Annotated in this window: 25 protein-coding genes; 23 read left to right on the plus strand and 2 right to left on the minus strand. The window is 34.3% G+C overall.

What is annotated here, in order from left to right:
• The first annotated feature begins 19 nt into the window (after positions 1-19).
• The 15 genes from DFR59_RS18390 to DFR59_RS18460 all read left to right on the plus strand — a co-directional run bounded on the left by DFR59_RS18390 (position 20) and on the right by DFR59_RS18460 (position 16,286).
• Entirely contained in the window at positions 20-265 is a 246-nt protein-coding gene (locus DFR59_RS18390; protein ID WP_114747125.1) for a multiubiquitin domain-containing protein, read from the plus strand.
• Entirely contained in the window at positions 240-1,406 is a 1,167-nt protein-coding gene (locus DFR59_RS18395; RefSeq protein WP_114747126.1) for a ThiF family adenylyltransferase, read from the plus strand. Before DFR59_RS18390 ends, DFR59_RS18395 begins: the two co-directional genes overlap by 26 nt.
• Positions 1,396-1,776, plus strand: coding sequence for a ubiquitination-like system serine protease family protein (locus DFR59_RS18400; protein WP_114747127.1), 381 nt, complete (start codon positions 1,396-1,398; stop codon positions 1,774-1,776). The genes DFR59_RS18395 and DFR59_RS18400 overlap by 11 nt, the downstream gene beginning before the upstream one ends.
• 319 nt (positions 1,777-2,095) lie before the next feature.
• Positions 2,096-4,780: a class I SAM-dependent DNA methyltransferase gene (locus DFR59_RS18405; RefSeq protein WP_114747151.1), complete on the plus strand. Its 2,685-nt coding sequence runs from the start codon at positions 2,096-2,098 to the stop codon at positions 4,778-4,780.
• Positions 4,764-6,683: a DEAD/DEAH box helicase gene (locus DFR59_RS18410; protein ID WP_114747128.1), complete on the plus strand. Its 1,920-nt coding sequence runs from the start codon at positions 4,764-4,766 to the stop codon at positions 6,681-6,683. The genes DFR59_RS18405 and DFR59_RS18410 overlap by 17 nt, the downstream gene beginning before the upstream one ends.
• Entirely contained in the window at positions 6,673-7,815 is a 1,143-nt protein-coding gene (locus tag DFR59_RS18415; protein ID WP_114747129.1) for a GIY-YIG nuclease family protein, read from the plus strand. The genes DFR59_RS18410 and DFR59_RS18415 overlap by 11 nt, the downstream gene beginning before the upstream one ends.
• 398 nt (positions 7,816-8,213) lie before the next feature.
• The gene (locus DFR59_RS18420; RefSeq protein ID WP_158538437.1) at positions 8,214-9,728 is read left to right on the plus strand and encodes a zinc-ribbon domain-containing protein; all 1,515 of its coding nucleotides are present in this window, start codon (positions 8,214-8,216) and stop codon (positions 9,726-9,728) included.
• Positions 9,729-9,792: 64 nt separating this feature from the next.
• Positions 9,793-10,419, plus strand: a complete 627-nt coding sequence (locus DFR59_RS18425; RefSeq protein WP_114747131.1) for a restriction endonuclease — start codon at positions 9,793-9,795, stop codon at positions 10,417-10,419.
• Positions 10,420-10,681: 262 nt separating this feature from the next.
• Complete coding sequence (locus tag DFR59_RS18430; protein ID WP_425454728.1) at positions 10,682-11,173, plus strand: DUF6932 family protein; 492 nt, start codon at positions 10,682-10,684, stop codon at positions 11,171-11,173.
• A 19-nt stretch (positions 11,174-11,192) separates the two neighbouring features.
• Positions 11,193-12,107 carry a hypothetical protein gene (locus DFR59_RS18435; RefSeq protein ID WP_114747133.1) on the plus strand — a complete coding sequence of 305 codons (915 nt, stop codon included), beginning with the start codon at positions 11,193-11,195 and terminating at the stop codon, positions 12,105-12,107.
• A 76-nt stretch (positions 12,108-12,183) separates the two neighbouring features.
• The gene (locus tag DFR59_RS18440; RefSeq protein WP_114747134.1) at positions 12,184-13,017 is read left to right on the plus strand and encodes a DUF559 domain-containing protein; all 834 of its coding nucleotides are present in this window, start codon (positions 12,184-12,186) and stop codon (positions 13,015-13,017) included.
• A 1,599-nt stretch (positions 13,018-14,616) separates the two neighbouring features.
• Positions 14,617-15,003 carry a hypothetical protein gene (locus DFR59_RS18445; protein ID WP_114747135.1) on the plus strand — a complete coding sequence of 129 codons (387 nt, stop codon included), beginning with the start codon at positions 14,617-14,619 and terminating at the stop codon, positions 15,001-15,003.
• 89 nt (positions 15,004-15,092) lie between these two features.
• A complete protein-coding gene (locus tag DFR59_RS18450; protein WP_114747136.1) occupies positions 15,093-15,590 on the plus strand; it encodes a hypothetical protein in 498 nt (165 codons plus the stop codon).
• 37 nt (positions 15,591-15,627) lie between these two features.
• Positions 15,628-15,846, plus strand: a complete 219-nt coding sequence (locus tag DFR59_RS18455) for a hypothetical protein (protein WP_114747137.1) — start codon at positions 15,628-15,630, stop codon at positions 15,844-15,846.
• A complete protein-coding gene (locus DFR59_RS18460; RefSeq protein WP_114747138.1) occupies positions 15,843-16,286 on the plus strand; it encodes a hypothetical protein in 444 nt (147 codons plus the stop codon). Before DFR59_RS18455 ends, DFR59_RS18460 begins: the two co-directional genes overlap by 4 nt.
• A gap of 176 nt (positions 16,287-16,462) precedes the next feature.
• On the opposite strand, the gene DFR59_RS18465 is transcribed toward DFR59_RS18460, so the two are convergent.
• Positions 16,463-16,957 (minus strand): DUF3231 family protein, encoded by a 495-nt coding sequence (locus DFR59_RS18465; protein ID WP_114747139.1) that lies wholly within the window; start codon positions 16,955-16,957, stop codon positions 16,463-16,465.
• Between DFR59_RS18465 and DFR59_RS18470 the strand changes: the two genes are divergently transcribed.
• From DFR59_RS18470 to DFR59_RS18505, 8 genes are all read left to right on the plus strand, one after another.
• A complete protein-coding gene (locus DFR59_RS18470) occupies positions 16,901-17,953 on the plus strand; it encodes an MBL fold metallo-hydrolase (RefSeq protein WP_114747152.1) in 1,053 nt (350 codons plus the stop codon). The two genes, DFR59_RS18465 and DFR59_RS18470, sit on opposite strands and share 57 nt — an antisense overlap.
• 33 nt (positions 17,954-17,986) lie before the next feature.
• A complete protein-coding gene (locus tag DFR59_RS18475) occupies positions 17,987-18,214 on the plus strand; it encodes a sulfurtransferase TusA family protein (protein WP_114747140.1) in 228 nt (75 codons plus the stop codon).
• 56 nt (positions 18,215-18,270) lie between these two features.
• On the plus strand, positions 18,271-19,050 hold the full coding sequence (locus DFR59_RS18480; RefSeq protein WP_114747153.1) for a sulfite exporter TauE/SafE family protein: 780 nt from the start codon (positions 18,271-18,273) through the stop codon (positions 19,048-19,050).
• A 410-nt stretch (positions 19,051-19,460) separates the two neighbouring features.
• On the plus strand, positions 19,461-19,874 hold the full coding sequence (locus DFR59_RS18485; RefSeq protein WP_114747141.1) for a hypothetical protein: 414 nt from the start codon (positions 19,461-19,463) through the stop codon (positions 19,872-19,874).
• A 317-nt stretch (positions 19,875-20,191) separates the two neighbouring features.
• Positions 20,192-21,700 (plus strand): MMPL family transporter, encoded by a 1,509-nt coding sequence (locus DFR59_RS18490; RefSeq protein ID WP_114747142.1) that lies wholly within the window; start codon positions 20,192-20,194, stop codon positions 21,698-21,700.
• The gene (locus DFR59_RS18495; protein WP_114747143.1) at positions 21,697-23,091 is read left to right on the plus strand and encodes an efflux RND transporter permease subunit; all 1,395 of its coding nucleotides are present in this window, start codon (positions 21,697-21,699) and stop codon (positions 23,089-23,091) included. Before DFR59_RS18490 ends, DFR59_RS18495 begins: the two co-directional genes overlap by 4 nt.
• Before the next feature lie 13 nt (positions 23,092-23,104).
• Entirely contained in the window at positions 23,105-23,665 is a 561-nt protein-coding gene (locus DFR59_RS18500; RefSeq protein ID WP_114747144.1) for a TetR/AcrR family transcriptional regulator, read from the plus strand.
• Positions 23,666-23,739: 74 nt separating this feature from the next.
• Positions 23,740-24,393 carry a TetR/AcrR family transcriptional regulator gene (locus tag DFR59_RS18505; RefSeq protein WP_114747145.1) on the plus strand — a complete coding sequence of 218 codons (654 nt, stop codon included), beginning with the start codon at positions 23,740-23,742 and terminating at the stop codon, positions 24,391-24,393.
• A gap of 55 nt (positions 24,394-24,448) precedes the next feature.
• Here the strand turns inward: DFR59_RS18505 and DFR59_RS19975 are convergent, their stop codons facing one another.
• Entirely contained in the window at positions 24,449-24,673 is a 225-nt protein-coding gene (locus tag DFR59_RS19975) for a hypothetical protein (protein ID WP_147278282.1), read from the minus strand.
• Positions 24,674-26,076 lie beyond the last annotated feature (1,403 nt).

Consider the following 26,076-nt stretch of genomic DNA (forward strand, 5'->3'; position numbering starts at 1 on the left):
TTCGGAGAGGAAGTTATCTATGAAAAAATTAATAACCGTAATAATTAATGGAGAACCAAGGGAAATTGAAAAGCGGAAATTTACCTTCCAAGATGTAGTAAGACTTGCGTACGGAAACTATGATGAATCGCAGAAGTCTTATACGATGATTGTAACTTTGAAAAATGACCAAGGTGAAAAACATAAAAGGGAATACTCTTTTGGGGATGAAATTAATATGAAAGAAGGGATGAGGATAAATGTCGATTCCACTAATAGATCATAACACCGACTTAAAAAAGCTAAAAGTCGAAGGATATAATGTTTTAATTATTAATAGTAACTTAGTGATCAAAGGGGTTCCTTACGTAAATAAGGAAAAGAAAATTTTATTTGGTACCATTTATTGCCCATTAACATTGTCCGGAGATATGACAGTACCACCACAAGATCATACAGTAAGATTTGTTGGTGAACATCCATGTGATCAGTTCGGAAACGAAGAGAAATCCTACGTACACAGTCACCAAAGTAATACTTTGACTGGAGATATCATTGGTTCATACTATTTTTCTTCAAAACCTCAAAACGGAAGTTATTCTGACTTTTATACAAAGATGAAAAAGTATATTGATTTGTTGTCTGCACCTGCAAAGTCTATTGATTCAAGTGTTTCAGCACAAAACTTTGCATATGAAAATTATAACAATGATAGTGTGTTTAAATATCCTGATACAAATTCTGCAAGAGCTGGAGTTGCTCATTTATCTGAAAGACTGGGTGGTCAAAAAATAGCAATAGTAGGATTGGGCGGAACAGGATCATTTGTTTTAGATTTTGTAATTAAAACTCCAGTTGCCCAAATCTCTATTTTCGATGGAGATGAAATGTATAATCACAATAGTTTTAGAATACCTGGAGCAATGGATTTAGAAGAGCTGAAACTAAGGCCTAGTAAAGTTTCTTATTTGAAAAGAATGTATGACAAATTCCGAAATGGCATTACGGCCCACGAAGTATTTCTCGATGATTCTAATGTAAATCTATTATACGGACATGATTTTGTTTTCTTAGCAGTTGATCAAGCAACAGCCAAACAGCCAATAATCGATTACCTCATAGCTTCTGGAATTCCATTTGTAGATTTAGGTATGGGAATAAGCTTAGTTCAAGATTCATTAAGGGGAGTGATAAGAAAAACACTTGTTACTCCTGACAATAAATCGTATTTAAATAAAATTGCAATAGGGCAAGCAGCAGATGAAGATATATATGCAACAAACATTCAAATAGCAGAATTAAATGCATTGAATGCAGTTATGGGTGTAATTGCTTGGAAAAAGATGAATGGTATTTATTTAAGTGAGGATGCATTTATGCACTCTACTTTTATACTTGATGAAGAGGAAATAAATAATGAGGCATGAATTTGTTGATTTTATACCTTCTGAACTTGAAGAGAATGTCCTGTATATTTCCATTGAATATGATATTGCTAAACATAAGTGTGCTTGCGGGTGTGGGGCGGATATAGTGACTTCTCTCTCCCCTGCAAGATGGAAATTGACATATGATGGTGAAACTGTATCGCTGTATCCATCAATTGGAAACTGGACTCATAAGTGCAAGTCCCACTACTTTATTACTAACAACAAAGTGATATGGGCAGAGAAAATGTCAGAACTCGCTATACGTAATGTCATAAAAAATGACCAAGTGGCAGTAAAAAGATATATCAAAAGTTCAATAAAGAAAGAAAATAAATTAATTAAATGGCTCAAAAAAAGATTGAAATGATTATGTTATTTACAATCTTAGAAATAATTAAAGGTACACTTTCGTTTTTTAGGACGAAGGTTTTTTTTTATTGCTAACGATTAATTTCTATTTATACTATGTTCTCACATTATAATTTCATTTTTACAATATTATTCTCAGTTCTCATCATTATGCCTACTTTTTTAAAACGCTGATTAAAGTAGATAGAATGTCTAACCGAACCTTGAAATAGGTAACCCAAATATTTACATGAGTGATATAATTAAAATATACCAAAGTTACAATTGGGTTTTATGAATAAAGAAAGAAATTTAGGTGTTATGGGGGAACAATGGAAATGGCAATCATTGATCTACAAGATAGAATTATCGAAATAGTTAACCGAGAAGATCAGTCAGATTTCTTATATGATTTACTCGATGTTTATGATATTCCAAAGGCTACTATTACACGTCTAAAAAACGGAAATCAGAACCTTACAAAAAGTCCAGGTGAAGTTCATTTAAAGAATAAGATCTGGTTTAAGCAAGCTAGGAAAGGAAACCTTTTTGACAGCTTTGTTGAAGTTGAAAAGCAAGTGGCCGAACTATCAGCAAAGCCACGTTACGTATTGGTTACTGATTTTGGCAGAATATTAGCGAAAGATACAAAGACACAGGAAGCGCTCGATATTAAGTTTGAAGATCTTCCTCAATATTTCGATTTCTTCCTAGCTTGGAAAGGGATTGAAAAAGTTGATTTTGAAAAAGAAAACCCAGCCGACATTAAAGCAGCCGAACGTTTTGCTCGCCTTTATGATGTACTTCGTAAAGAAAATAGCATCACTGAAAATTATAAAGGGATAGACTTGTTTCTTATCCGTTTGTTGTTCTGTTTTTTTGCTGAAGATACTGACATTTTCAAACGGAATAGTTTTACTAATCCTATTAAAACATTGACTGAAGAAGATGGGTCAGATTTAAATAAATTCTTTACTGATTTGTTCATTGTATTGGATAAGACTGAAAGAGAGGGTGTTCCTTCATATCTAAAAGAATTTCCATTTGTAAACGGACAGTTGTTCACAGAACCGCATGAAGAATTAAAGTTTTCATCAAAATCCAGAAAATTAATCATTGAGTGCGGTGAATTGTTAAATTGGGCAAAAATCAACCCTGATATTTTTGGTTCAATGATTCAAGCAGTGGCAACGGAAGAAAGTCGCAGTCATTTAGGGATGCATTATACGAGTGTTCCAAACATTATGAAAGTGATTAAACCATTGTTCCTGGACGAATTGTACGAGGCCTTTGAAAAGGCTTATGACAATATGGATAAGCTAAACCTTCTTTATGAGCGAATAGGAAAAATAAAATTTTTTGATCCAGCGTGTGGTTCAGGTAATTTTTTAATTATTACTTATAAAGAATTAAGACGATTAGAAATCAAAATCTTGTTAAGACAGAGGGAATTGTCAGAATATATTATGTATCTTCCATCTGTGACACTTGATCAATTTTATGGAATTGAGATTGATGATTTTGCACACGATGTTGCTAAGTTGTCACTTTGGATTGCTGAACATCAAATGAATATGGAGTTAGAAGAAATCTTTAACGATAAGGTTCGTGCTACTCTCCCTCTTCAATCCGCAGGTGAAATACGCTGTGCTAATGCCTTACGAGTGGATTGGAATGAAGTTTGTCCTTATACAAAAAATGAGGAAGTTTATATATTTGGTAACCCACCGTACTTAGGTTCTAAGAAACAAAACCCTAATCATAAAGAAGATCTTATGAGTGTATATGGACCAAAAAGTAATTATAAACAAGTCGACTATATTGCTGGCTGGTTTCAATTGGCAGCGAATTATATTAAGGATGACCTGGTTCGAGTCGCTTTCGTTTCGACGAATTCTATTTGTCAAGGTGAGCAAGTTGAATTGATATGGAAACGCCTTCTAGAGAATACTCAAATATCTTTTGCTTATACCTCATTCAAATGGAACAACAATGCAAAAAAAAATGCCGGTGTTACTGTGATTGTTGTTGGATTGGATTCGAGTGATAAAAACGTTAAGACTAAGAGACTATACATAGGAATGAATGAAAAGAGTGTGAAGCATATTACCCCATATTTGACTGAGGGAGAGGACACAATAGTGTCTAAATTGGAGAAAAGTATTTCAGGGTTCCCTAAAATGGATTTTGGTAGTATGCCTCGTGATGGAGGGGGGTTAATCTTTTCTCCTGAGGAAAGAGAAAAAGTGATTGAGAGTTACCCTGAGTTGAATCCTTATATTTGGAGATATATCGGTGCTGATGAATTTATTAATAACACATTTAGATATTGTTTGTGGTTGAATTCTGAGACTTACGAAGAGATTAAAGACAATCCAATTGTTCGTGACAGGATGGAGATAGTTAGACAGGCTAGATTGTCTTCCAAAGCAAAGTCTACTCAAAATGCAGCCAAGACTCCTTATTCATTTGTTCAAAGAGGTCCAGAATATTTTTATTCAAAGGACGATAAAAGAATGAGTGTTATTGTTCCTGCATTTAGTTCTGAAAATAGATTTTATGTGCCAATAGGTATAGAGAAATCCTCAACTATCCTTTCTAACAAAGTTTATGTAATTCCTAATGCTGAGATAAGCCTATTGGGAATTTTATCTTCAAGAATGCATATGACTTGGATGAGAGCTGTTGCCGGAAGGCTAGAGACGCGTTATGGATATTCATCTGGCATTGTGTATAATACTTTTCCATTTCCAAGTATATCGACACGAAGAAAGCAAGAAATAGAAGCTGCTGCATTAGATATTTTAGATATTCGTGAAGAGCTTGGAGGAACTTTAGCAGAATTATATGATCAGGGAAAAATGCCAATGGATTTAAAATTAGCCCATGAAAAATTAGATAGTATTGTTGAACGAGCATATCGTCAAAAAGTTTTTGAAACTGATGAGGAACGATTAGAAGCACTACTTAAAATATATCAAGAAATGCTAAACAATAGGAGTAATCATGGAAAATATAATTGAAATAAATTACCATCAAACTGGAAGAAGCAAGAAAACAAATGAATATGGTATGCGTGAAATGCAGGCACGAGCATTTGGGAAACGTAATTCACAATATCTGCTAGTCAAAGCACCACCAGCATCAGGTAAATCCAGGGCGTTAATGTTTATCGGATTAGATAAGTTAATTAATCAAGGCTTGAAGAAAGTTATTGTGGCAGTTCCTGAACGTTCCATTGGTTCTTCGTTTAAAAACACTGATTTAAAGAGTTACGGATTCTTTGCTGATTGGAAGGTTGATCCTAAAAATAATTTAACAATTGCTGGTCTGGAAAAGGTTAATGCATTTGTGAGATTTATGACATCGGACGATAAAGTGTTAATATGTACTCACTCGACATTACGATCCGCATTTGAAAAAATTGACGATCAAGCCTTTGATAACTGTTTGCTTGCGATTGATGAATTCCACCATGTTTCAGCCGATATTAATTCTCGATTAGGTGAATTGCTTCGTAGTATTATTCGGAATTCAACAGCTCACATTGTTGCGATGACTGGCTCATATTTCCGGGGTGATTCTGTACCAATTCTTTTGCCGGAATATGAGGAGTTGTTCGATAAAGTAACCTATTCATACTATGAACAGCTTGATGGATACGAGTATCTAAAAGGCTTCGGGATTGGATATCACTTTTATCAAGGCAAGTACACATCAGCTATCCATGAAGTCCTGGATACGAATAAGAAAACAATCGTTCATATTCCAAATGTGAATTCAGGAGAATCAACAAAGGATAAGTACGATGAAGTTGGTCATATTCTTGATTTGGTTGGTGAAGTTGATTTTCAAGATGATGAAACTGGAATTATTTATGTTAAGCGACATACTGACGGAAAAATATTAAAGGTTGCCGATTTGGTGGATGATCAAGCTGGACGTGAGAAAGTAGTTGCGTATCTACGCAACGTTAAAGAGCTTGATGATTTAGACATAATTATTGCTCTAGGTATGGCGAAAGAAGGCTTCGATTGGCCGTTTTGTGAACATACTTTGACAGTTGGATATCGAGGCTCACTTACAGAAATCGTGCAAATTATTGGGCGTTGTACAAGAGATAGTTATAACAAAACTCATGCTCAATTCACCAACCTTATTGCAAAACCCGATTCAAAGGACGAAGTAGTAACTTATACAGTAAATACAATGCTTAAAGCTATTTCTGCTTCTTTATTAATGGAGCAGGTTCTTACACCTGACTTTAAGTTTAAACGAAGAAGAAATGAAAACGAAAGATCTTCTCCGACAGGAGAATTGTTCATTAAGGGATTGAAAGAGCCGTCAACAGAAAATGTAAAGAAAATTATTGAAAATGATATAAATGATTTAAAGGCAAAAATCATGCAAGATTCACAGGTTCAAAAAACATTTACTGGAGAAGTCGATCCTAAAGTTTTAAATAAAGTATTGATTCCTAAAGTAATTCAAAAGGTTTATCCAAACTTATCAGATGAAGAAATTGAGGAAATTAGACAGCATGTTGTATTAGATACTGTGATGAAAGGTGCTAAGTCTGAACTTGTAGGAAACAAGGAATTTATTCGCATGGCGGATAAGTTCGTAAATATTGAGGATTTAGACATTAACTTGATTGATTCAATCAATCCATTCCAGAAAGCGTTCGAAGTCCTATCAAAAGAGTTGAACTCACCAGTATTGAAACTTATTCAGGAATCTATTGACGCAAAACGCATTTCATTTGATGAAGATGAATTAGTCTTTATTTGGCCAAAGGTTGAAGAGTTCTTTCTTACAAAAGGAAGACGACCTGATCCAAAATCCGATGACCCGATAGAAAGACGAATGGGTGAAGCTGTAATTTACATGCAAGAGTTAAGGAGAAAACGTGAAAATGGCCAATAGATACCATTCAATTGATGAAATTATGGATAGTATGCTGTTTAGCGAAATTACAATACCACTTAAAAAAAGCCCTAAAGTTTACTATGATCCCGAAGTCGAAAAGTTTTTAGAGATTGTTGATTTCATTAAAGAACATAGACGTGAACCCCAAAAAGTGCTTACTGACTTAACGGAAAGAGGTCTGGCTAGTCGATTGATTGGAATTTGCAAAGACCCTAAGCGAGTGGAATATTTAAAACAGTATGATGAAATTGGATTGCTGGAAAAAAAACAAAAAGAGTTCAGCATTCCTCAAATTAATTCAGTTGAAGATATACTAAAAAGTGGATCATCTGAGTTGCTGGGAAATAGTCTTTCAAATGATATAGCTTCAATTTACGATACAAGCTCGCTTCAAAAGGTAACGACAATGCCTGAGTACGTTGCAAAACGAAAAAAGATGAAAGACTTTGAAAAGTATGAGGAGCTGTTTAAGAAGTGTCATCGGGAAATAACCGAGGGTAAACGAAAAATTGTACCTTTCCAAAATGAACAGGACATTCTCCCGGATAGTTTTTACGTTTTAAAAGGAGTGCTCCTTTTTGTGGAAACAGTGGGAGAACGTAAAAAGATAAAGGGAAAAATGAATGCTAGACTGCAGTGTATATTTGAAAATGGAACAAAATCAGATATGTTGCTGCGTTCGTTATCTGCTGAACTGTATAAGCATGGAAGACGTGTCACCGACAATGAAGAAACATTATTGGATAATGTGAGAGAAGATGATGTTTCTACAGGTTATATCTACGTGCTAAGATCATTAAGTAAGGATCCGCAAATTAGTTCCATTAAGAACTTATATAAGATTGGTTTTACAACAGGTTCAGTCGAAAACAGAATTAGGAACGCAGAGAATGAATCAACATATCTATATGCACCGGTTGAAATCGTAAGTAGCTATCAAGTGTACAATATGAACGGCAGCAAGTTTGAAACCACAATTCATCATGCTCTTTCAAGTAACAATTTAGATGTTACCATTTTAGGGGCAAATGGAAAAATGTTAATTCCTAAAGAATGGTTTGTTGTTACGCTTGAAGATTTGCAACAAGTAATAGATGAGATTATGATGATGGTTAATCTATATGATTAATTGTTAGGCTTTTTTGGATAATAAAAAAGGATTATCCATAATCAAATTAATTGAAAATATGCATGAAAACCCGTTAACTCTTGATCTAACGGGTTTTTAGTTACTAATATTATCGATGTTGAATACGAGATAACAAAAATTTCAAATAACGTACATGTATCCTCTGAATGCGCCAATGGAAGAGGCCATGAATTTTAGACCCTATGAAAAAGCAATACCCCCTGCATCGGCTACGTGGAGTAGGATTGTTGGGAACTGGACACTACCTTCAAACAGGAGCACCCCTGGTGGTTCCTATTATGTATATTATTCTGCATGAACTCAAAAAGCTGAAGGAGTTAGAGGTACTTCCTGAATAAAAAATACTTAATCAAGTTTCATATATGGAGAATAAAAAATTGAAAAATACCAGAGGATTCATAGCTGAAGAACGACCAGATTTAATTGAAGAATGGCATCCTTTCGAAAATAAACAAAACACACCATTCAATGTAAGAACTGGTTCAGACAAAATCATTTTTTGGAGTTGCAAAGGATGTGAATATGTTTGGAAAACTCAAGCTAAAAGTAGAGCAATTAAGAACACGGGATGTCCAAAATGCCATGAAAGATACAATGTCGGTTTTCCGGAACTGGCGATTTATTTCTATGTTAAACAACTTTTTGCGGATGCACAGTTAAATGCTCCAATAGAGAAACTTGGAATGTACAAGTCTGTAGATGTTTTTATTCCTTCGCTGAATCTTGTCATTGAATATGATGGTGGACATACTCATAGGGAAAGAGTAGAGATTGATAAGGAAAAGAGTGGTTTTATATTAGATAGAGGATATCGATTAATTCGGGTTAGAGATAATGGATTACCACTACTAGATATTGAGGGAGTCCAGGAATACCTTTATGATCGTTCTTCCAATAAAACGGTGGGTAAAATGATAATACATCTATTATCTATGATTCAAGGACAATATATAGGACTTGCAAATGGTATCGAAAGATTAAAAAACAAGGTGAATGTGGATGTCGACAATATCGCTATACTTGCACAGATTCCGCCTATCATTGAAAAAGATAATCTATTAGACAAGTGTCCAGAAATAGAAGTCGTATGGGACTATGACAAAAACTTTCCTTTAAGGCCTGAACATTTCAAACAGTATTCGAATTTCAAGGCTTGGTTTACTTGCGAACAAAAACACACAACTTTAGCCCAGATAGGTAGTAAAGCACAAGGTCATGGATGCAAATTTTGCAGTGGTCAAGTAGCAACAGAAGAATATAACTTGGAATTACTGTATCCAGATATTTCAGGAGAGTGGGATTATAATCTAAACGAAAATACTCCCGACGCCTATTTACCATATTCGAATCAATTGGTCTATTGGAATTGTCCTATGTGTAAATCAACTTACGACAAGATGATAAATGGACGAACGGGTAATGGTGAGGGATGTCCGTATTGTGCAGGTAAAAGGGTGAACGATACCAACTGTCTATTTACTACACACCCTCAATTGACAATGGAATGGAATTATACAAAGAATAGCAATCTTACACCAAAAAACGTGACTAAAGGTTCTCATGAGAAGGTATGGTGGATTTGCGAGAAAAATCATAGCTACCAGGCGTTTATTTATAGTCGAGTAGAAGGGCGTGGGTGTCCCAAATGTTATGAACTTTTTGGGCGCTATAAACCTAAAAAGGCTAAACGGGAAAATTCATTGGTTGTAAAAAAACCAGAAATAGCTAAACAGTGGCACCCAACCAAAAATGGTGATATTAGCCCAAATGAAGTAGGAGCATATGCGAGAGAAGAATATTGGTGGATATGTGAGAATGGTCATGAATGGCAAAGAAGCCCTAATAGTAGACGAAGTGCGAAGTGTAAAGATTGTATGAAGAAATCATTTTAAAATAAATGATATACGTTAAAGAAATTAAGAGAACGATTTTTTCAAAATGAATTGAGGATCGGGTATGAAAGAACTTGTAAATATGGGAATGATTATTGCTGGATTAGCATGGTTTTGGTTAATTGCTAATAACCCGCCTTGGTACATGTTATTTATTATATTGATAGCTGGCGTTCTAATTCCTGAGCTGCTTTTTCCGGCCAAAAAGAAACCAAAATCCAATAAGGGAAAGAAAAGCAAAAGAAGTAAAAGTAAATACCCACAAAGTAAGTCTTCTAACAGGAAGCGTAGTGATATTGAAATATTACATTCAAATATTGATGAACTAAGTGGTGAGGAATTTGAAAGGTTAGTAGCCATGTACTATGAGGATAAGGGGTATAAGCCTCAAATCGTAGGTGGCTCAGGAGATCATGAAGTGGATATTATCCTAACTGATCCAAAAGAGAACTATAAAATTGCCGTTCAGTGCAAACATTGGAAAACAAAAAATGTTGGGAACAATACTATATTAAGGCTAAGTGCGGGAAAACGTGTACATAAGTGTCTTGATGCCTGGTGTATTACCACAAGCAATTATACAAAAGATGCAATAGCGGCTGCTGAAGGTGTAAACGTTAGACTTTTAAATGGCTTGCATGTTCAAGATCAGATTGGCAAGTGGAGAGAACAAAAAGTGAAAATCAAATAAAGTAATGATGGTTTTGATGATTTTGGTTTGATGTAGTATGCAGAAAGAATTAGGTTGAATAAACAGCTCCTTCACCTTTGCTTAAGAGCGATCAGTAAACACTCGCCCACTGCCAGCTATAGTCCGGACTTTAATTTGTCTAATTTTGACTGTTTTTGTCGAATGTATTTCTTTAATGTTGAAAATATTTTACATTTAAGTTATCAATTTGGGGATTTTCATACATAAAGATATAATTAGAGGGAAAAGATGTGATTAAAAAGTGAATTTCAATGAACACGGGAACTTAAATGGTGGAATAATTAGAGGATTATCAATGCAGGATGTAGAAAGTTTTTTTGTTAGGGACTTCTCCACTTCGCAAACCAGAGCCAGGAATTTCGAAGGATTTCAGCAGTTCCTAAGTATTCTAAGTACTATTGGTGTTAAACAGAGATTATCTAAATTGTGGTTAGACGGTAGTTTTTTAACTAACAAAATAGATCCGAACGATATTGATTTGGTTTTTTACTTTAATCCTCAACCAAATGATATTCCATATATTCAACAATTTCTTCAAAATGAAGCAAAAAAAATTCATACAATCGGCGTACAATATTACTGTGATGCCTACTTCTGTATAGACCACACTTTATTACCTAGTAACGAAATCGATGCAATAAGGCATTTTGAATACCAAACAAAATATTGGATGGGTCAATTTGGCTTTGACCGAGAAGCAAGAAATAAGGGTATAATAGAACTTATTTTATAATAGAGAGTAGGTGATTTAATTGTCTGAATTTGAATCCATTTCTTTTCCTTCACAATTGCGATCTGATTTTCCTATTAAAGAACAAATCGAAGAATCATTCCAAAAGCTTGATCAAAGCAATCCTTATTATCAACTTGCTAGCTTTTCCTTCAATGAAATAGTTAGATTTGAACAAAACCAAAGACTTAAAAAAGAAGATTTATTAGTCAGAATCCACTCTCCTCTTCCCTCAGGTAAAGTAAGTCTCAGGTCGTTGAATTTAGTTTCATCTGGTATTCAAAGAGTTTTTACAAGCCTTTATAATACCTTTTTTGGTAAGGGGAATAACCGTGGAATGATTCCAAAGGAGATATTTGAATCCAGTGAATTAATTCTTAATGCTACATCGGCTGGTTCCTTTAGACTACATCTTAATCTGAAAAACAGTAATCCAATTATGGCTAGTCATGATTTAGCTGCATTAGACCAATTGACTCAACTCTTTGATGAATTGGAAAAACGAGAGGATTATACTGATATAGCAGAGGAATATGGTAATAGAACATTTAACATCTTGCGAAATTGGTTTCAAGACTTGGATAAGGGAAATGTAGAATTTGAATATTTTAATAACAAGAACAACAAAGCAGTAGTTCTAAATAAAGAGAAAATTAGAAAAGCTACACAACAATTAGAATCCATAAAAACAAAAGAAATATTAGAACCGCTAATGGTTTCTGGAGAATTGGTATCGGCTAGTTCCACTAATAATTCTTTCGCAATTATTATGGACAATGGACAAACTCTAAAAGGGAAGACCACTGCCGAAGCTTTCAAAATGGGATTAACCATTAATAAAAAATATAAATTTAACCTTACCAAAAAAATTATCGAAAATACTGCTACTGGAGAACAAAAAGAAAGTTATTTTTTGAATTCAACCGAAGAGTTTTGACTTTGAAAAAGTCCTCTCAGACAATGAGAAGGACTTTCTTTCCTCTGTAAATCAAAATTCGTGTGGAGGTAATGTAATGGAGCCTCGTACCACTTTAGAACGTGTAATGGGTGATGCTTTACTAAGAAATAACCTTTTTTTTGATGAGCAAGTTTATGTTAAAACAGGTCATAGTTTTTATCTGTACGACTTTGTGGTATATGGGGATTTATGTAAAGTAGTGGTAGAGTGTGACGGATTTCAACATGAGCTGCCGGGTCATCAAATCCATGATAGTAGACGGGACTTATGGACAATTTTAAATGCAGCACAGTCTGTCCTGAGGTTTACAACTTTTGAAATATATCTAGAAGTAGAAGAATGTATTAACATAATAAAAAACGAAATAAATACGCTTGATGCTAACTTGATAGATGAAGATGGTTCTAGAAGAAGAAATATAGCCGAAGAAAAAGAAAGAGTCAGAAATAAAAAGTCATCATATTTTTATAAAGATCGCTCAACTTCTGGTTTATTGAACAAAAAAATCCATATAAAAGATGTAGGTTATAAAGGAAAAGAAAACGACGACCTTATACAATATTCTAAGGTTATCAGCAACGATACGGTCTCTATCCCTACGATAGAGGATGGGTATTACGGGTTACCTAGAAAAGAAAAAATATATCTTGAAACTTTAAGGTCCTTGGACAAAGATATGAAGAAAATTGCTTGGTATATAATTAAGAATAGTAATAAAGGAAAGGCTTTTTATTCTGGTTCCATAAGAGAATTGAAATACTTATGTATGAAAGGGATATTTGTTCCTCAAAAGTACACCGAAAAAGGGACTTTTCTTTTAGTACTTCCCTTTGCCCCTAACCTTCTAACAGAGTTTTTAAAGAAAAAAACTAAAAATACAAGCGACTAATAGGAAGCTTTAGTTACCAACATTAATGTCAAGTCCAATTAAAAGTCTAGAATCGGTTACCAACACTAATGTAAATTAAATATAATGCCAAAAACCCGTTAATCCTTGATATTAACGGGTTTTTTAGTTACCAACATTATTGTCTTTGAACAATGTCAAATTAAAATAAAGTTTGCAGAATGAGAAAAAAGTCTGCCTAAGAAGAAAAAAGTTTGCACACAGCCTCGTGAGTATATCCGGTATATGGATGTATTCACGGGGTTTTTTGTTTAGAAATTGTAGTCTTATAGATGTACCCTGAGGGGATTACAGGTCCCCTTACGGGGTGTATAACTAATGAATAAGTATAGTAATAGATATGTCCCTAACATATCTCTATCTAAAGGGATTCAATCTGATATCAATTCAATCAATGAATTCCTACACCCATAACGTGTATAACGCTTCAAGTGGTTTCTCCCATGAAAATAAATATAATTAGGAATAGGTCATATCAAATGGATTCATCAGATACCGGGGGTACTTGTTTATCCTGAGTATGGGCTACCAATGTATGACAGTAAAGTGCTATACGGGGATAAAGAAGCATGATCACTAAAGGGTGGTGTATAGGAGAACCGTAAGGTGTCTTATTGTTTCCCTGTAACTCCCGTTTATAAAGTTTCACTTTCACTTACAATTTGAAAATGTTCAGAAATGGGGAAGTGGGAGCCAGACTAAGTTGAGGCCGATGATTAGACTATCGAATCGGGAACGTATCTACGATGTCTTTCCTTGTTTTTTTATTTGGAGAAGGATGGGGTGGGTAATTCTACATAAGTACAGCACAAGGGACGTTCCAGTATCACTATGAGTGAAGGAGTACTAGAACCACCCGAATCAAGGGAAGCCCACGTCCAGCAACGTGTAACAAGCCCCAAGCAAGGTACTCGCCCTTAAAAAGATAAATAAATAAATAATTAGCATTGGTCTCGTGGTAAGTAAGGGAATGGTGGTGGTACAGGAGAAACCGTAAGGTATAGTAGTGTTTCCTGTTACTGCAGTTTACAACTCATTTTTATATTTAGTAACTGTATAAGATAAGGGGAAGAGGTTGTCAGACTATGTATGACTGATGGATTACACTATAGAATCGGGAACGTATCTACGATACCTCTCCCCGGTCTTTTTATTTGTAGAAGAACTGGGTGGACAATCCCCGTATAAGTACAGCACAAGGGACATTTCCATGTTTCACTGAAGCGAGCATTAGAACCAACCCGCTCAAGGAAAGCCCACGTCCGGGAAGGTGTAACAAGCCCCAAGCAAGTTTCTCGCTCATAAAAAAATAAATATATAAATAATTAAGCATTGGTCTCGTGGTAAGTAAGGGAATAGTGGTGGTACAGGGGAAACCGTAGAGAGTATTCACAAGAAGGAACAGTGGCATTTGAAAAATATTTTCCATTTCACCATGATTCCATTGTTCCAATAGAAATCTGGACTACAGTTAATAATTCTTCTAAATATCTAAAGAATTGATGGTTGTTCAAGATTTCCCCGTTAGAAGAGGAAAATTGAAAATACCTAAATTAATGAAAAAATTAGGAGGGGATTTTTATGGCTTTTAAAAAACTACTGTATAAGAAGGCATTAGTAGTGGATGTAAATGGAAATCTTGAGCATGTAAGTAGTCTTACCAAGGAGTTTTCAATTGATATCTATTCAGTATTTGGAATTGAAGATGAAGAATATAAGGAAGTACGAAGAAATTTTGAACTTACTTTAAATCTTAGAGAACGTCTAAGTGAAAATAATGTGGATGTGATTGTTGTTAATAGTATTTCGGAATTTGATAATTTCGAGCAACTATATTCGTTTGTTCACTTTTTCAGTTTTATAAAGTTTAATATAGTATTTGCAAAAGAAAGGGTCGATACAGGTAAGAAGCAAAGTCTTTTTGAAGTACTAAGGTATGTTCACGCTTCAAATTTAAAAGTTGGGTAGCAATCCTTTGCCTATTTTTTGATTGAGATTGGTTTCTGTAATTGAATTCTTAGTTTCTAAAAATATAGTATTCCAAAGGGGGAATTAGTATGGGAATTGAACAATTGAATTATAAAACGGTTGGGTTTGTAAGGATGATTGAGGAAAGAGAGGATTCAGTCGACGTAGCCTTAAGTAATGGGTTGCATATTGTAGATTTATTTAAAGACCACACTGTCGAACAAAGCAAAGAACAATTTATTGATTTATTCTATGACTTCGATCTTAGAACTGCTTTTGAAGAGTTTATTGAGAAAGAAGGAATTGAAGCAGTACTGTTGGAAAGCATTGAGACCTTTGAAACATACTATGACCTTATCTCGTGTATAGAGGTATTCAACAACATTCTTCACATACCGATAATTTTTGCAAGGGAAAAAACTGATACCAGTGAAAAACTTAACATATCAGAATTAATACATCCCTTTCACTCTTATATTTTTAAAACAAGAGATAGTGTTAAGGGAGAATTGGAGCAAAAACTAATGGAAACATTCAATGATATTTTTGGAAAAAACGTACTTGATCTTAGTGAGTTGCCATTTTAATAACGTGTACATAGTAAATAAGAAAAGGAGGGAAATAATGAATTGGATCAGAAAGACAATAACTGAAATGAACTACAAAGGAATAGCAATATATTCACTTATAATGGGTCCAATATTAGGAATAGCAACAATCTACATAGTAGATAGAAAACCCGGCTTTGCTATTACCTTTCTCATTCTGTTAATTGTATCCTCTCTAAACTCCAGTGTGGAACGCTGGGCTAAAGCAAATGAAAAAAGGGAGGTAAAGAAGTGAGAACTCCACGATTCAGGAAAGAGAAAACCGCCAAACTAGTCATATTAATCGGGAAAATCTTTACAATGATGATTATAACAGCCATGACGTACCCTCTTATATATTTCCTAAGTGAGATTCCAATGACACAAGAAACATGGCTTTTATACGTAGGGGGAACGGCTATTGGAGTTCTTTCTGGAAAGGTCAGACTTAGTGGAGGAGTAAACAGAAAAATGACTAGATGGGTTATTTTTTTATCATGTTTAACAATCATGCTTGTAGTTAATATTTTGATGAATATCGAAGACAATGCATTGATAACAGTAATAGGGTTGCTTGTTGGAATTCCAACCTATGCTAGTCTAAAATATCATTTTAGTGATTTAGAAAAGGAAATAAAGAACTATTATGATAATAAAGAGTATGATGATAAAGGCTACAAGCGATTTAGAGTTTAAATGAATTTTAAAACAACAATTTTTTTGTTTGAATTCCGCAAGGCTGGTGGAGTGAACCTGTCGACCCTCCGAAACTACTTACAAGTTGATTACTGCTGACAGGGGCACTTATTTACTTTTCCTTCAATGTATCCCTGTCATCAGTATGAGGTGGAAGTTCCGTTTCACCATATTCACTAATTATTATTCTTATCTAGGCTATTAACATCCATTCTAGGAGGTTCCTCTAACCATCCGTTAGAAATCATAATTGAAACACCTTCCCGCATGTATTCATACGTATCTTTACCGAATGTCATTAATTTTGCGTTCAAATCTTTACGTAAACTGAAACCAGTACCAAAACCATGACCACCAATACTAAAGTTACATAAAAGATATGTGCAATACATCATAAGCCTTTCGGAAAAAGGAGCGTCTTGTGAACTTGTAATGGTTCCTCCCGGAGTGGCTGGTGGTTGAATATCATTTTGAAGAAGAATTTGCTCCGTCTCATTAATAATTTCCTTTGAAAGTTCTTTCCCTTTAATAAAATAGTTTTTTACTTCTTTATCCTTGGCACATTGGGCAAAACCCGTCATCAGTTGCATACCAGTAATATTTGTCTCAACGCCATGATAAAGAATTCCAAACTCAACAATATTTATTGGACGTCTATCCCCAAAAAGTATTTAAATGTACCATATTTTGAATTATTAGATGGGGTGGAGGGTATTTTAGGTCAAGTTCCATCTGACAAAGAAATTTTAGTTGTTTGTGCCAAAGAGGGTTCATCCATCATGATTGCTGATATGCTTTTTGAGGAAGGCTTAGATGTTGCCTACTTAAAAGGTGGTATGAAGGCATGGAGCGAACACTTAGAGCCTATAAAAGTGGGGAATTTAAAAGATGGTGGAGAGATTTATCAATTTGTTCGTATTGGAAAAGGTTGTCTATCATACATGGTCGTTTCAAATGGTGAGGCTGCAATTATCGATGCAACAAGAATGACAGATATCTATACTAAGTTTGCTGAAGATATTAATGCAACAATTATACATGTATTTGATACACATTTACATGCGGATCATATTTCAGGTGGAAGAGCAATTGCAGAAAAAACCAATGCTACGTACTGGCTACCTCCAAAGGATGCAATAGAAGTCACATATGAGTATCAACCATTAGAGGGTGGTATAGATGTAACAATTGGTAATACAACAATTAATATTCACGCTTTATATTCTCCCGGTCATACGATTGGATCAACGTCTTTTGTTGTAGATGAAAAGTTCTTACTTTCAGGTGACATTTTATTCATTGATTCTATTGGTAGACCCGATTTAGCCGGTAAGGCAGAAGACTGGGTAACCGATTTGAGAGAAAGTCTTTACAAACGTTATAGGAAATTATCAGAGGAACTTATTGTTCTTCCCGCTCATTTTATGATTATTGATGAATTAAACGAAGATGGCAGTGTTTCTAAAAAATTAGGAACCCTTTTTGAACAAAATCATGGTTTAAATATTGAAGACGAAAATGAATTTAGAAAATTAGTGACTGAAAACTTACCGCCACAACCAAATTCCTATCAGGAAATTCGTGAAACGAATATGGGTAAAATCAGTCCAGATGAAGAAAAACAACGCGAAATGGAAATCGGACCAAACCGTTGTGCAGTTCGATAAGTAAAATATGAATCTACTAGGAGGAGTTTTAACATGAACATAGCAAAAGTATTAGACGCAAAAGGTTTAGCATGTCCAATGCCAATTGTAAAAACAAAAAAGGCAATCAATGAATTAGAAGTAGGAGAGATTTTAGAAATTCATGCTACAGATAAAGGGACAAAAAGTGATCTTTCTGCATGGGCAAAATCAGGTGGTCATGAATTGCTTAAGGACACAGAAGATGAAGGTGTACTAAAGTTCTGGATTAAAAAAGGGTAATCCAATTTTGAAAGGGAACTAAAGTGGTTCCCTTTTCCCATACAGTGGGTGTAAGAGTGGACTTTATATTTATAATAACTATTTTCCTCCTAGGATTTATAGGTTCATTTATTTCAGGAATGGCTGGTATTGGGGGAGCGATCATTAATTATCCAATGTTATTATATATACCTCCACTAGTCGGTGTAGGTGTATTAAGTGCCCATGAAGTTACTGGGATAACGGGAGTGCAAGTGTTTTTTGCAACCATTGGTGGAGTATGGGCCTATAGGAAAAGTGGGTATTTGAATCGAACATTAATTACGTACATGGGTATAAGTATATTATTAGGTAGTTTCATAGGAAGTTATGGGTCAAAAATGATGACAGAAGAAACTATTACCCTTGTATATGGGATATTAGCCTTGTTAGCAGCCGTTATGATGTTTTTACCAAAAAGGGGTAGAGAAGGCATACCACCAGCGCAGGTTTCATTTAATAAATGGTTGGCAGGGATAGCCGCGTTAATTGTAGGAGCAGCAGCAGGAATCGTAGGTGCTGGGGGGGCATTTTTATTAGTACCAATTATGCTCGTTATGCTTAAAATTCCAACGCGTATGACAATCGCATCGTCGCTGGCCATTACTTTCATTTCTTCTATTGGTGTTACAGTAGGTAAGGTTTCGACTGGACAAGTAGAATTACTTCCTGCTCTGATTATGGTTGTTGCAAGTTTAGTTGCTTCCCCATTGGGAGCAAAATTGGGTCAAAAAGTGAACACTAAAGTTCTTCAATGGATTTTGGCATTACTAATCTTGGGCACCTCTATTAAGATTTGGGTAGATATTTTGCTCTAGGATTTGGAAAAAGCAAAAAATCATTAGTTTTCTTTATAGTTTTGTCATGTACGAATCCCCCAAAATGAAGGAGGGGATTCCAAAATACTTCCCAAGGATACCGAACAACGTCTAATTGGATGCATTGACAAGAGTATTGTATGATAATTTTCCAGAACAAATGGCAATAAGAATTAAGAAAACACTTTTAGTGGACCGTATAATGACATGATACGGGTAATATTTAATACTCCAATATAAAGCAGACTTCAGAAGAAAGTATCCCTTTTTAATTTGTCTCATAAAGAAATTTTCCTGTTTGGAAAGTATCAATATCCCCTAAAATTCCTTTTTCCTTCGAGATTTTTTTATTTTAGATGAATATTAATATTTGTTTTGATTAAATCTAAGATAACAAGGAGGAAAGAGATATGTATTTAAAATATTCATTAGGGTTTTTAATCGGTTCTTTAATTCAAGCAGGGATTGTAATGATGGCTGAGAAAATGGGTATTTCACATATGGGGGCCAAACTAACTTTTGTACAGTTACTTCTTCACATTGGTGCCGGTCAAATTGCTGGTTATCTCCTGTTAAATATCATAAGAAAAGCAAAGGTCTTACAAGACTTAGGGACGTTTATTATTGGTATCATTTGGGGAGGGATAATCTGGGCAATTGTTATTCCTTTAAATGCTGCCCAAGGAAAAGTAAAATTACCTTGGGAGGCAGGAACAAGTACAGTCATTTCAAGCATTTTGGCTTTTTTTGTTTTTGGGATAATTGCTACATATACCATTAAACATTATGGTTATAGAAGAATGCAGACAGAAGGTAGACACTAAAAGAATAATAATTTTAAATCTTATTTTCATAGTGGAAATAAGATTTATAAAAAATGATCAATGGCGTGAATAATATTATCTGCTATTGATCTTTCTTTTTGGTCTGCAAAATCATGGTTATTTCTATAAAAAGTTACTTCTACATGAAATTTATTTAATATCTCATTTAGAATAGTTGACAGTTAATGAATAATAAAATATATTTATTGTAAGTTATCACTAACATACAATATAAACTGGTTATTAAAAGTAATCATTAAAGGAACAGTGAACATTAAATGTAAGTTTGTGCTAACTAACATAAAAGGAGGAAGAACATGAAAGTGCTAAATCGTATATTTGTGTTAATTAAAAATAATTCTATGAAATTAATCCTTTTGTCTATTGTAAGTATATTTGTCTTGGCGATAGGTGCTGCTAGCGTAAACCTTGCTACCGGGAATGAGACATTAATTGAAAAAGACACAAAGGCTTTTCAAGATAACTTGGAATTAGAAAAAGAATTCGGTGGAGAATCCATTATTGTTTTATATGAGAGTGAAAACCCAAAAGACTTATTAACCATAGAGTCCATTCAACACATGGAGAAATTAGAAGAAAAACTAAATGCATATGATGAAATCTATACAATTATTAGCCCGAATACAATGATTCAACAAATTTCTGTAAAACAATCTGAGAAATATTTAGAAGGATTAAATGATGTAACAGCAGGTTTAGAAAAAATGGGCACAACCTTAAAAGAGATTAGTGATAAACTTGGAAAAAATATTGGGGGTAATCAAGGCAACGATAATTTAGAACTAAATTTTGAAAATCTAAATAGTGGAATAAGTAAAATGATTGAGGGTCAGAAAAAATTATCAGATGGTACTGGACAATTAGTGACTGGCTATTCTAATATAGGAAATCAACTATATCAAGCATCGATAAACTTGAAAAATTTAAGTGACCAATTAGGAAAATCATTAACAAAACCTGAGCAACAAAAACAACTTCAACAATTAAGCCAAATGACAAAACAATTGGAAGAACTATCAAAACAAATGGTAGTAGCATCGGAAAAAGGCGCAAAATTAAATGAAGTCCCTAAAAATACAATCACTGGATTAAGTAATATGCAACAAGGACTTAATGGTCAAATATCATCTATGAATCAACTAAACTCAAAAAAGGCAACCCAGTTAAATGAATTAAAAACACTTGCTAATGGTCTTTCCGAAATGGGAAACCAATTAATTGTTATTAGTGAAAATTTAAATACAATGATCGCCTATTCCGATAACATGACTCCTGCACTCCCAAAGACGCAGAAAACATTGAATAAAATGATCTATGATGATAACGGCAATCTAAGGGATATATTTAGTGGAGTTATGGCAGATGAAAATAATATGTTAATGATTGTGAAATTTAAGGGTGGAGTGAATGATTCAACCAAAAGCGAAGTTGCAGGGACAATACAAAATCACCTAAATAACAATGAACTAAGTGAAGTGAGCACATTGGTGTCAGGTAAGCCTGTACTAGACGATTCGATTCGAACATCAATGAGAGATAGTATGAAAAAAATGATGGGGTTGTCCATATTATTTATGATTATCGTGTTGACTGTCATTTTTAAAGTGAAGTGGAGACTACTCCCACTTATTGTGATTATGCTTGCGGTTATTGCAACGATTGGATTAATGGGATGGTTAAGCATTCCTATGACAATGGTTTCAATGGCTGTATTTCCGATATTAATAGGGCTTGGAATTGATTATGCAATTCAATTTCAAAGCCGTTATACTGAAGAAATGGAAAAAGAGGGTGAAACTGAATGAAAAATAAAATACAAAAACAGAGTATAACTAGTTTAAAAAATACCTTAAAACATATGGTTCCTGCTGTTTTTACAGCAATTATTGCCACGGGTCTAGGATTTATAGCACTGTTTACATCACCAGTACCAATGATTAAAGACTTTGGAAAAATGCTTACTATTGGTATAGGGATTAGTTTTGTGGTTGGTTTATTCATATTAATACCAATTTTATTTACTAGAGATCGCTTTTTTCCCAAGGAAGGAGGCAAAATTAATAAAAAGCATGGCAAGGCAAAATCGGATGTTATTCTTGAAAAAATAACAAAGAAGGTTGTTTCATTAAAATGGCTCGTTATTATACTTGCCATCATAACATCAGGCATTGGTATTTGGGGAGATTTGAATACAGGTGTGGAGACTGATGTTGAGACGTTTATGCCACAAAATAACCAAGAGTTAAAGGATATTCATAAATTAAGAGATATTTTAGGGACAACAGATCAAGTCTCTATTATGTACAGTGGAAAAAATGTTTTAGAAGATAATACAATTAAGTGGACAGATACCATGACGGAGTCTTTGAAGAATGAGTTTCCAAATGTAGTGGTAGATACAAAGTCTATTACAAGTGTTTTAAAACAAACAAACAATGGGGAACTCCCTGAAAATTCAGTGGAAATAATTAATAATATGCCGAAGGATCAATTAAAACTTTTTATCAACGAAGGTAAAACAAAAGGGGTTATTACTGTTGGTATTAAGCACTTAGAGGCAAGTGAACTGAAAAGTTTTATTAGTAATTTAGAATCTTTTGTAACTCAAAATCAAGCAGACTCTGTATCAACTACTGTAACTGGTAAATCTGTTCTTGACGTTGAAATGGTTTCTTCATTAACTACGGGTAGACATAAAATGACTTTAATTGGTATTGGACTTGTGTTTCTTGGGTTATTAGTAATTTATCGTCATCCAGTAAAGGCATTTATACCGTTACTTCCGATTCTGTTTATAATAGGTTGGTCTGGTGGAATTATGTATTTATTCGATATTCATTATACGCCGCTAACAGCGACGCTTGGGGCTTTAATTATTGGAATAGGTACCGAGTTTACCATTTTAATCATGGAAAGATTTTACGAAGAGCGTGAGAAAGGTCTATCGAGTTATGAATCCATTATTATGGCAAACAAAAAAATTGGTAAATCTGTTTTTGCATCAGGAATGTCGGTAATTGGTGGTTTTAGTGCGTTATTAGTATCGGACTTCGTTATATTGAGCAATTTTGGTATGATGACATTATTGAATGTTTTCTTTGCACTAATTAGTACCATAATTGTTATGCCTGCAATTTTAATTATTCTTGATAAGTTTATTAAAGTAAAAATACCGATGGAAACGCAGGGGATATAGGGGTGAATGTAATTTGAGAGATAAAACAGATCAAATAATTCGAGCAGCAATAAATGTATTTGTTAAAAAGGGTTTTCTCCAAGCAACTACCCAAGAGATTGCCAAGGAAGCAGATGTTGCTGAAGTAACTTTGTACCGTAAATTTTCCACTAAACAAAATTTGTTTGAAACTGTAATAAAAAAGGTTTTAGAAAACCAGTTTCAAACTAAAATTATTAAAATTGCAGAAGAAAATACTGATTCATTCTTTTTGAAAATATTAGATGACCGTCTAGAAACCTTATCAAAAAATCATAAAATGATTAAAATGCTTCTCGCAGAAAGCCTGATGGGAAACTTATCTAATGACCTGAATTTTCCCGTATTAATTTTCAATGGATTAAAGAAAGGTATCCAACTTCACTTTGATTGTATGAATATTAATGCTAATGTCGAATTGGTTGCTCAGCAAATTGGAGGAATCCTTTTAAGTAATGTGCTGTTTATCAATGGTGCCCCTTATTTTGAATTAACTCATGAAGAGAAGAAGGTTATTTTAAATCATCATTTACAATCATTAAAAGCAAATTTATAAAAGTGTGGCAGCAAGACAAAAAAACTGGTTAAACATAAACCGGTTTTTTGTTTCCAACTTACAGGAGGTGCATTATGACTACTTCCGATATGGTAGAAGAATTATTTTCAGGCGAGAACCTAACAGATAAACAGAAAAGAATAATAGAAGCAGCAATTCTTACTTTTTCGAAGAATGGATTTTCTGGCACATCGACTAGAGAGATTGCTATTAAGGCAGGAGTGGCTGAAGGTACTATTTTTCGATACTATCATACTAAAAATGATTTACTACAAACTATCATGGATAGAACTCTTATAAGATTGACTGACTTTTACCTTGATGAAGATGATCTTACTAATCCATCTGACTATGAGAATAATAATTTAAAAGACTTTGTTAAAAAATTATCTAGGAATAAATATCAATTTGTAAAAAGATACACGCCTATTATAAAAATCCTTTTGCAAGAGTTTGCTTTTCAGAAGGCAAACTGGGAACCATATTTATTAGGTTATTATACGGGAATCAATAGGGAGTTTAGAAATATCTATTTAAAAATGCAAACAGAGGGGGATTTTACTGAAATTGAACCTAAAGTTGCATTCAGGTTAACATTATCAACTATTGTTGGTTATTTATTAATGAAACATATTTTACTACAAGAAGAAAATTTGGAAGATGAAGATGAAGTTGAAGTTATCACCAATTATGTAATTAATGGACTTTTAACTAAGATTGGATTTTAACTTAATATGAAACGGTATACAAAAGTTGGAAAGAACCAAAAACTACTACCATTCCTTAATCATATATAGGTGTTACGGTATAACAACCCCTTATTCCACTGGGACCAGATTGCCAAGCAGGAATAGGCGATGAAAAAGCAGGGGGTGGTCCCATAGGGGTTGGATATTGTCCTCCTCCGATTGGTGGTAGTGCGATAATCCCACCTGAATATTGTCTATCTGGATAGTCAAGTTGTTCAATATTGTTTTCTTCATAATAATACAAATCATCGTAATACAATGCACATACCTTCTTTCTAATAAAATTCATATTAATTTATGTTAATTTGCCTTATGCGGTGAATATAACAATTGCCATATTCTGTTTTGTGACCTCAAGAAGGTATAGGAATTACTTTGTATTTAGGGTACAGAAAAGCGAAGAAACACGTAACTATGTCAAATTAAAATAAAGTTTGCAGAATGAGAAAAAAGTCTGCCTAAGAAGAAAAAAGTTTGCACACAGCCTCGTGAGTATATCCGGTATATGGATGTATTCACGGGGTTTTTTGTTTAGAAATTGTAGTCTTATAGATGTACCCTGAGGGGATTACAGGTCCCCTTACGGGGTGTATAACTAATGAATAAGTATAGTAATAGATATGTCCCTAACATATCTCTATCTAAAGGGATTCAATCTGATATCAATTCAATCAATGAATTCCTACACCCATAACGTGTATAACGCTTCAAGTGGTTTCTCCCATGAAAATAAATATAATTAGGAATAGGTCATATCAAATGGATTCATCAGATACCGGGGGTACTTGTTTATCCTGAGTATGGGCTACCAATGTATGACAGTAAAGTGCTATACGGGGATAAAGAAGCATGATCACTAAAGGGTGGTGTATAGGAGAACCGTAAGGTGTCTTATTGTTTCCCTGTAACTCCCGTTTATAAAGTTTCACTTTCACTTACAATTTGAAAATGTTCAGAAATGGGGAAGTGGGAGCCAGACTAAGTTGAGGCCGATGATTAGACTATCGAATCGGGAACGTATCTACGATGTCTTTCCTTGTTTTTTTATTTGGAGAAGGATGGGGTGGGTAATTCTACATAAGTACAGCACAAGGGACGTTCCAGTATCACTATGAGTGAAGGAGTACTAGAACCACCCGAATCAAGGGAAGCCCACGTCCAGCAACGTGTAACAAGCCCCAAGCAAGGTACTCGCCCTTAAAAAGATAAATAAATAAATAATTAGCATTGGTCTCGTGGTAAGTAAGGGAATGGTGGTGGTACAGGAGAAACCGTAAGGTATAGTAGTGTTTCCTGTTACTGCAGTTTACAACTCATTTTTATATTTAGTAACTGTATAAGATAAGGGGAAGAGGTTGTCAGACTATGTATGACTGATGGATTACACTATAGAATCGGGAACGTATCTACGATACCTCTCCCCGGTCTTTTTATTTGTAGAAGAACTGGGTGGACAATCCCCGTATAAGTACAGCACAAGGGACATTTCCATGTTTCACTGAAGCGAGCATTAGAACCAACCCGCTCAAGGAAAGCCCACGTCCGGGAAGGTGTAACAAGCCCCAAGCAAGTTTCTCGCTCATAAAAAAATAAATATATAAATAATTAAGCATTGGTCTCGTGGTAAGTAAGGGAATAGTGGTGGTACAGGGGAAACCGTAA

Origin of the sequence: Falsibacillus pallidus (assembly GCF_003350505.1) — a bacterium.
Classification (GTDB): Bacteria; Bacillota; Bacilli; order Bacillales; family DSM-25281; genus Falsibacillus; species Falsibacillus pallidus.